Source organism: Sulfitobacter sp. 1A13421, assembly GCF_043557285.1.
Classification (GTDB): Bacteria; Pseudomonadota; Alphaproteobacteria; order Rhodobacterales; family Rhodobacteraceae; genus Sulfitobacter; species Sulfitobacter faviae.
In genome coordinates this window covers 77,647-86,091 of record NZ_JBIFFQ010000013.1, presented here as the reverse complement: position 1 = coordinate 86,091, position 8,445 = coordinate 77,647, and the positions used below count along the sequence as shown (strand labels likewise).

At 51.3% G+C, this 8,445-nt stretch carries 8 protein-coding genes; 6 read left to right on the top strand and 2 right to left on the bottom strand.

The features are described 5' to 3' along the window. The coding region (locus ACGYLI_RS17155) for a hypothetical protein (RefSeq protein ID WP_394420052.1) at positions 1 to 765 on the top strand (765 nt) is incomplete at its 5' end. Here ACGYLI_RS17155 and ACGYLI_RS17150 read toward each other — a convergent pair. Continuing rightward, a complete protein-coding gene (locus ACGYLI_RS17150) occupies positions 752 to 1,087 on the bottom strand; it encodes a hypothetical protein (RefSeq protein ID WP_394420050.1) in 336 nt (111 codons plus the stop codon). The two genes, ACGYLI_RS17155 and ACGYLI_RS17150, sit on opposite strands and share 14 nt — an antisense overlap. Before the next feature lie 1,629 nt (positions 1,088 to 2,716). Here ACGYLI_RS17150 and ACGYLI_RS17145 point away from each other — a divergent pair. From ACGYLI_RS17145 to ACGYLI_RS17125, 5 genes are all read left to right on the top strand, one after another. Further along, positions 2,717 to 2,950: a hypothetical protein gene (locus tag ACGYLI_RS17145; RefSeq protein WP_394420048.1), complete on the top strand. Its 234-nt coding sequence runs from the start codon at positions 2,717 to 2,719 to the stop codon at positions 2,948 to 2,950. 65 nt (positions 2,951 to 3,015) lie between these two features. After that, positions 3,016 to 4,103 (top strand): IS3 family transposase gene (locus ACGYLI_RS17140; protein WP_394420046.1). Its coding sequence is split into 2 segments (ribosomal slippage): positions 3,016 to 3,277 and positions 3,277 to 4,103, totalling 1,089 coding nucleotides; the frame shifts between segments, so codons are not numbered across the junction. Positions 4,104 to 4,661: 558 nt separating this feature from the next. Further along, positions 4,662 to 5,942 (top strand): hypothetical protein, encoded by a 1,281-nt coding sequence (locus ACGYLI_RS17135; RefSeq protein WP_394420045.1) that lies wholly within the window; start codon positions 4,662 to 4,664, stop codon positions 5,940 to 5,942. 255 nt (positions 5,943 to 6,197) lie between these two features. After that, the gene (locus ACGYLI_RS17130) at positions 6,198 to 7,157 is read left to right on the top strand and encodes a porin (RefSeq protein WP_394420044.1); all 960 of its coding nucleotides are present in this window, start codon (positions 6,198 to 6,200) and stop codon (positions 7,155 to 7,157) included. A gap of 207 nt (positions 7,158 to 7,364) precedes the next feature. Beyond that, the gene (locus ACGYLI_RS17125) at positions 7,365 to 8,066 is read left to right on the top strand and encodes a hypothetical protein (protein ID WP_394420043.1); all 702 of its coding nucleotides are present in this window, start codon (positions 7,365 to 7,367) and stop codon (positions 8,064 to 8,066) included. A gap of 61 nt (positions 8,067 to 8,127) precedes the next feature. Here ACGYLI_RS17125 and ACGYLI_RS17120 read toward each other — a convergent pair whose 3' ends face one another. Next, entirely contained in the window at positions 8,128 to 8,445 is a 318-nt protein-coding gene (locus ACGYLI_RS17120; RefSeq protein WP_394420041.1) for a nucleotidyltransferase domain-containing protein, read from the bottom strand.

Here is an 8,445-nt window from a genome sequence, read left to right as displayed (position 1 = left end):
AATACTCAGAGAGAAACTCGCCGCTCCATCAGCGTAACGGAACCGTGGAAATCAATGGGACAGGGACGGCGCTTACGGTTCATACACAGAGAAGCCATGCCTGTTGCTGTCGCGGTAGCAGCTAAAGCTTGGTCAGAAAGGAAGCTTATCTACGCCATTCACAAGCTTGCAATGAGCTACCGAACTGAATGCGTTACCCCCAGGTCTATGCATCCCCACAATGGACACATCTTTGCGAAGCACACTAATGATTTCGAGTCCCATGTCGGAACGTCAATTGCGATCAATCTCGCATTCTCGGCCATAGAAGAACTCGGCCTTTCCATCAAAGCGACTGCCGACAAACCTCGCTCGCTCAGCAAGAAGGACTTCATATGGAACCCAGAGGTGTTGGATCCTCTCAAAGAACGCTTGGCCCAGGCTGGGATCGATCCAGATAGAACAATAGACTGGGTCGCCCGGGGCGATAAAACTGAAGTCCCGATCTATGAGATGCTGAATGAGCCGACAGAATATGCGGATGGACAGGAAGTTCGGGATCGCCGGGTCAAGCTGTACGATGCTATCAATTTCTGTGAGTATCTGCGCAATCAGATGACTGCCCACGCATTCTCGGGCAACACTGCGCGTCTTGGGCCTTATGAAGTCTACAATACGCAGTTTGTGGCAAGGTTTCTTATCTTAGCTAAGTGCGAACTTTGGGGGGTGTGGAATAGCGATCTACATAAGCGCTATCTTGTGGATGATGCCTCTATTGCGAAGTGAAGCTCTCGGTTAACAAATCGGTCTTCACCGTCAGGCTACCTCCGTTCACTTCGAAAGTGGTTGAGTTGCTTTTCATTGTCGTTCCATCTTTGTTGACCCAATGAAAACTCGTTTTGTTACCGTCGATGCGGCAGCCGTAGACAACGCCACCTGACCCTTGGAGGCCGAAATACCCGTCCTGGTCCTTTGCATCGGCGGGCAAGCCCTTTGTGAAGAAGTACACCTTTGCTGCTGCGCGGCATATTTCACGATCATTCCAGTCGGCGAGCGCAGGTTCAGCTAAGCAGACGAGGGGAAGTGTCAGAATGGCGAGTGATCGCATGTGTTAGTTCCTTAGTTGATGCAACCTATGGATATCGGCCTGTGGAGGCGAAATTATGACGCATGATACATGATAGCGGCATTTTCAGTGCGCGTTATCCGCCTCACACTCCCAGTTTGCCATCTTTCCACTTCTGCACCTGCACGATCCTATCAAGCCGTCTAACAGGCAACCGGCCGAAGTCTCCTGGACGAGGCATGTGAACACTCATCTTGACGTATTCTTTAGTCCGACACTTCGAACATGGGAACGGAGGTAGATGCAGGGGATGTTTGGGATCCATCACTATGATGAGATCAGCTGCCAAGAAGTATCGGCTACGCTTACACATGCTGCATCTAACTAGCATCAGTTGACCCTCTTTAGCGGCATCCCGCAACGTAGGAAACGGCTTAGCAGGATGTGCTGTTATGGGAGGTCGACTTGCTGGCATAGAGGGGAACATATAGAGAACATATATGCAGCGTCCATAGCTTCCTTCAGCTATCTACTTAGCCAAGGCATCCCCCAGTACCCCTAGAAGCTTCCAGAGTATGCCATAGGAGGCTTTCTTTGACTTATTGGTAGCTATTCAGCCCTAAGGGCCCTTTTGGCATCCTACGACACTCTCAGACCCGTTCTCATCTGACCAAGCCTGGATAGGTGGTAACCATCATTATAGTTATCAGTTTTCATCCCACCCCACCAAGGGAACCCTACCAGGGAATTGATCTATACCAGTGTTTTCTATGACCCTTTATAGTTAGCTTCCCTGACACCCACCCACCTCCAAGAACTTACCTTCTCTTCTTCGGGCATATTAACCTCAATAGATTTTAATAAGATCGGGTAACTTGAGCCATCACTATTGAAGTTTTCCCCTTGAAAGGGGTGTTGTGGGGGAGGGTGATTATTAACCTCAGGAGGGGTAGCATATTACTATATTCTTATAACCACACCTGAGGTTAATATGAAAACCCTTATTTATATGGGTTAAACAACTATGCGAGATATGTTTTCTTCGGGAAGATTTACATCTTAAGAGGATCATGTAACGGATATATTGGAAGCTTCCATAGGTCTTCGATCATACGAGATACGGCCATAAATGATCTTACCTCATCCCGATACTGAACACCTATGGATTACGGAAACCATAAATCTTCATCTTTCTTTGGGAAGCTTACTATGACCTTTGGTTAAGCTAAATCATGATCATAGTTATCTTGGGATGAACTTAGAACTTCTTGATCAGGATTCCTTTATACGGTTGAATTTTAACGATCTGATCTTCTTATGGGTCATACCCTAACGTTATAATCATGATCTACGGAAGCTGATATCTAAGCTTACATGGCTTATCCCTCTGGGAGATACGAGAAAGCTAACAGGAAGGGTCTTATGACCGTTTAACGTGGTTTCCTACATAAGAGGGATATTCTTACTCCTACGTTGATCCTCGTGGCTTCCTACATGGTAAGCTTCATCTGTCCGAGTTCTGGTGTTGGAAGCTTCCTATAAGCATTCAAGCAACATGGGCTACCGGTTCTGATCATAGGAATCCGGGTACTCTATATATTTCACTTTTCTGTTTGGTTTTCCGGCATCCCTCGACACCTACGACGGTGAAGAGATGAAAAGGACTTATTGATGACGAAACCGATTGTTAAACATCTTATGAACGGAGCTTCTGTCTTTGTGTTGTCGTTAGCCTTCAGTAGTGCAGCTATGGCTAACTATGATGATCTATCGAGTGATGAGCTACGAGAACAGTTTGATGAGATCAGTCAGGCAGAGGAATCGTTCTCTGGTATTGGTCTCTACTACTCTGTTGTGGTCTCCACTGATGAAAGCTCTTTCTTAGACCAGGGAGTGCAGGGGTAATCCCCCCCGATCTTAAGGGGATGCGGAAGTAGAATTTTCTCGGCAGGATGAACGAGGAGATTCCGATGAAAAAGGCACGTTTTACCGAGGCCCAGATCATGGCCGTACTGCGCCAGATGGAGGGCGGTGTGCCTGCTGCCGAGCTGTGCCGTGAACATGGCATGAGCAGCGTCACGCTGTACAAATGGCGGGCGAAGTATGGCGGGATGGACGCCAGCCTCATCACTGAGATGAAGGCTATGGCCGAGGAGAACTGCCGACTGAAGCGCATGTATGCCGACGTCAGCATGCAGAATGACCTCCTGAAGGAAGCGCTCGGAAAAAAATGATACGGCCAGCTCAGCGCCGAGAGTTGGCCGTGAAAGCGGTGGCGATGAAGGGGGTCAGCATTGCGCTGGCGTGCCGGGCGTTCGACGTCAGTGAGACGTGCTATCGGTACAGCCCCAAGCTGGACGATGAGAACGAGCAGATCGCCGATCTTCTGCTCGGGCTGACGACGGCGAAGAAGACCTGGGGCTTTGGCCTGTATTTCCTGTATCTGCGCAACGTGCAGGGTCACAGGTGGAACCACAAGCGTGTCTACCGGATATACCGTGAGCTGGAGTTGAACCTCAGGATCAAGCCGCGCAAGCGTCTGAAGCGGGAAAAGCCGGACGAACTGGCGGTACCTGAGGCCCCGAATGAGGTCTGGTCGATGGACTTCATGGCCGACAGGCTGGGGGATGGACGGCAATTCCGGCTGCTGAACGTTCTGGACGACTGCAACCGCGAAGGACTGGGCATTGAGATCGACTTTTCATTGCCTGCGGAACGGGTTGTTCGAGCCCTGAACCAGATCATCGAATGGCGTGGCGCCCCTGGGACTATTCGTGTCGACAATGGCCCGGAGTACATCAGCGGCACCCTCATGGAATGGGCTGAGAACAAGGGCATCGCCCTGGCCCACATCCAACCCGGCAAGCCGCAGCAGAACGCTTATGTCGAGCGCTACAACCGGACAGTCCGCCACGAGTGGCTGGACTTATACATTTTCGAAAGCATTGGAGAGGTCCAGAAGATTGCCACCGAGTGGCTCTGGTCCTACAACAACGAACGCCCCAACATGGGCAACGGCGGGATGACCCCCGCCCAGAAATTCAGAATGGCTGCGTAAGTTCTACGATCGAGCCCCCATAAAAATGGGGGGATTACCCAGGCAGCTGAGGTTACTGATGAGCTACTAGCGGCGGCGATGGGGGAGGGTTTCAATAGAGCAGAGATCGAGAACCAGGCCTTCTTCAGTGAAGAGCTTTTCGGGGATGGTACCCGCTTTGTTGTTGGCCGGATCCAAACCACTACAGAGGATATCTTTGTTATCCTGATTGAAGAAACTGATGGGTTTCGCTTGGTCTACCGGAATAAAGCTTCAAGCTTTCAGGAACCAGCAGTCTACTACACACAGAGCAGTGATATCTAAAGAACCCTGATCCTCGAAAACGTCACAGGGCAGGGGGCTACGGTAGCGGTTACCTATGACGACGAGCTTGGTAGCTTTCTGACTGAAGGTGACCGTGAGGAACTGCTTGCCACTAAGCGTCGACAGGAAGTTCTTCAGGATTCGAAAGCCTTCATTTCTGAGGTTGTCTGGAAGCTTGATTATGAAGATGTGGCAATTCGCATGCGGTCGTCGGATACCCTTTTTGGGTACCCTGATACCCCTAGAAGCAAGCAAGTGATCCAGCCATCCGGTTACTCTATTGCTGGCCCCGAGTTCGCAGGCGCTAAAGGTCATCTTCAGGAACCTGTACCCTTTGCTGGCTTCCAGTATTTCGCTGATAGCGGTGCGGCTCTCAACAAAGAGTATGATGCTAGGCTAAACCCGATTGCGCCGAGGATGGTAAGCGGGGTGGCGATTGGTCGGTTCAAGTTTGATGAGCGGGCGGTAGCACAGTTCGGCTATAGTGTGCGTCCGGAGGCTTCGCGTAAGTGCGGTGCTGATAGCTTCGCGGTGAACGGCAAAGAAGTGGAGCTTACCGGAGGTCTATCTAGGAAGCTTCCATTCCCAGCCGGTGAGTTCGACTTTGAGATGAGCTTCACCTGCGATCACAGCAACCCTGATTTGAAGATCGTGTTCCTGAACGAGGAAGGCTTGCCTCTGCCTTCTTATGATGCCGGGCTCTCAGAGAGCATCACAGATCGGATGCCTCTCGGGGCAGTGGAAACTACAGCTGCGGCCGTGCAGGTTCTCAATCAGACCGGCTTCGGGAAATCAGAAAAAGAGGAACGTGTAGAGCTGATTGATTTCTCTGCTCCTGTGCGGCTTGGCGACTTCAACACCACCAAGGACCAGATGCGGAAGGTGCTCGCATTCAAATTCAAGCCTAAGGAGACCGGGCTTCATCAAATCGATGTACGGACGATTTCGAATGTCTGCCGCTATATCTTCCAGGGTGGCAACTCATGCCTTGGCAGGTTCCCTTATAGCGACCCTCAAACTGGGGAAGAACGTCAGTTGATCGGCTGGAAACTCATGCATCCGGCTACCAAGATCACGGTATCTGATAGGGATAACACCCAGTACTATACGCAGATCGAGGCAAGCCAGCTTTACCGGGGCGTGCGCGATAACATCATCGGCTTTTATGTAGATGACAGGGACCTTCAACGGGGTCTCGATATCCGCGTCGAAATCGGAAGCTCCATGGCCCTAGCTCTCAACAAATCCGACAATATCTTGATCGCAGACGCCTTTGGGGTCGATAACCCTGAAGCACATTGGGCATCGATCTCCGATGCAGAGAAAGCGGAAGGTTCGCAGGGTTTCGTATCAGAGATGTCGCAAGCCGGGGTTGCGGTTGAGAACAGCTTCATGCTCGCAGTTCGAGAACCATCTGCTATTGAGTTCCGCCCCCTTTCGGGAAGTGACCTTGCCAATCAGGTGAGCTTGAAGCGCAAAGCAGTTGAAGTGATCTATGAAGTCGACGCCGGGGATGACACCTCCTGGCTGGAGTGATCTGACTGCACCGTGATGGAGGGCATCCCAGTTGAATCTCGGGGTGCCCTTATCCTTTCCAGAGGTTCTCTCGGAACCTCTCACCTCCCCAATAACACCTTCAAACCACGGATATTACGGAAACATTAAGCGGGATGAAAAAACTTCGCCCTGCTTTTTTGTTTTTCTGAAAACCCTCTCACTTACTCGTTTGAAGGCCAGCGCTCCTCCCGTGTTGAGCCCTTTTAACGGAAAATATGAATAAGGATTTCCAACATGAAAAATATGACACTTCCCCTGATAGCCGCTGTTGCTGCTATCTCTGCTACCCCGTCTTTTGCTGATGTTACTTTCGGCGGCTACGGCCGTTTTGGTGTGATGCACATCGATGACGACTCCACTGGCATCAGCTCCACAGATGTGACCTCTCGTTTCCGTCTCCAGATCGACGCGACCGCAGAAGCTGATAACGGCGTGATCTTCGGTGCCCGGGCCCGCATCCAGCAGAACAACACTGATAACCAACAGTCGATTAACGCGGGCCCTGACGGCGTCCTTGGCACAGCCGACGATTTCGCGAGCAACTCTGGCCCAGCTGGCACGGGCTTGAATGGTATCCGGTATTTCGCTCGCTACGGCAGCACAGAATTCGGCGTTGGCAACATTTACGGTGCTCTCGAAACCATGCCCGGTCAGTACCCCATTGATCTCGGTTTGACCTCTCTTGGCTTCGACTACACAGCATATGCTTTCCGTGCTGATGCCTACTCGAGCACAGGTGCCGGTGCCTCGGGTGCCAACGGTGTTGAAGTCCTTCACCGCTCCGGCGATCTGGAAGTTCACGTGTCGGCTTCCGAAACCAACGACCGGATCGCTGGCTATGCTGCTTACGACTACCAAGGTTGGACTTTCGCCCTTGGCCTTCAGGATTCGAACAACCCCGGTGATACCGAGCTTACCGCCTCTGCTTCCGGCCAAGTTGGGCTTGCTGACGTAACCGTTGCGTACGCAGATAACGGCATTGCAGGCGATCATTTCGTCGTTGCTGGCCGCTTTGATGTTGGCTCGGCAACCGCAGTGGAAGCTTACGTTGCTGACGCTCAGGCTTTCGATAAGGCTTCCTACGGTGTTGGCGTCCATCATGATCTTGGTGGTGGTACTTCTTTCCGCAGCGGTATCGCCAGCTTGGGCAACAAAGACGTTCGCGCAGACGCTGGTGTTCGCTTCAACTTCTGAAGTTAACCTATCCAAAAATATGAAGGGCTCACTCAGTGATGGGTGGGCCCTTTTTCTAGGGATGCATGACGGGTACGACACCGGACTTAATCTCTGCTGAACTCTCCCTCACAGGTTGTGTATCCAGGTCGCACATGGTTTTGTAGGCATGTTAATAATTCAGGGTACAAACAGATGATTTCAAAGGAAAGATTGGGTTTAAGCGTCGTGGCCCTTATGCTCTCAGTGAGTGTCGCGGCGGCAGCAGATTTTAAGCTGCGTGATGTCAAAGATATTGCTTTGGGGCAGTCGCTAGAAGCGGCGACCCAGGCTGCAATAAACCAAGGCTTTGTTCAGCATCGAACAAAGCCAGTCAAAGTCGGGCAGCGCGATTTTCAAGTTGATGCGTTCTATGAGCGGTCATTCAGTAAGCAAGATACTAAAGAGCGCATTGAACTTCGAGCGGCGGCAGAGCAGTTCGGGAGCGGCATCACATTCGTTGAGTACTTGAGAGAATTTGATGAGCCCCGGGCAGACGCGAATAAACTGCACTCTCAAATCATCGAGAACGCAGGTACTGAGCCTACGTGCGAAAACAACCAGAATGGCCTCGGCTGGACGGTTGATCGGGATCACAACTATCATAGAAAAGCGTCTTTAAGCTCAAAGCGCTGTATTTCATATTTAGCCGGATACTCGATTCCTGAAATGACTCGTCATGTCGCTTTCGATAAGCTTAAAGAAGACGACGAATTCATCGGTTTTTGGGCAAGAATCGAAGATATTCGCTTTGGCGAGAAAGCAACAGCGGGCCGTCTGCGTGTTTCATACCGAAGCTTCGCTGATGAAATCGATGTAGTAAGCGATGCTCTCTCCGTCTCACGTGCGCTGGCATCTCAGGAAAAGACCGTAGACAAGGTCGACTTCTAATCGATTTTTGGTGGCTCTCATGAAGCATTGAGGGCCACCACCACCATCGGCAAGGCCTCTACTAAGCCAGCCTCACGCCTTCTTTTGCGACTTCGTAGGCAAGCGTGTTCACAACATCTTTTGATCCCATGAAATCGCTGTAGCGGCCGGTTAGCAGGTCAGCATGGGCTCCTGAACGCCTTCTAAGCCGGAAGGCCGCCATTGGGCTGTCTATGTCCTCAGGAGCCTCATCAGGCACGATAGCGAGCAGATCATAGTCGCTGTCATCTATGTGATCGCCTCGGGCACGGCTACCGAACAACCAGACCTCACAAGCCATCATCTCGGACTTGCAGAGATCAACCAAAAGCTGAACCTCGGCTGGGATATCTATACTCAT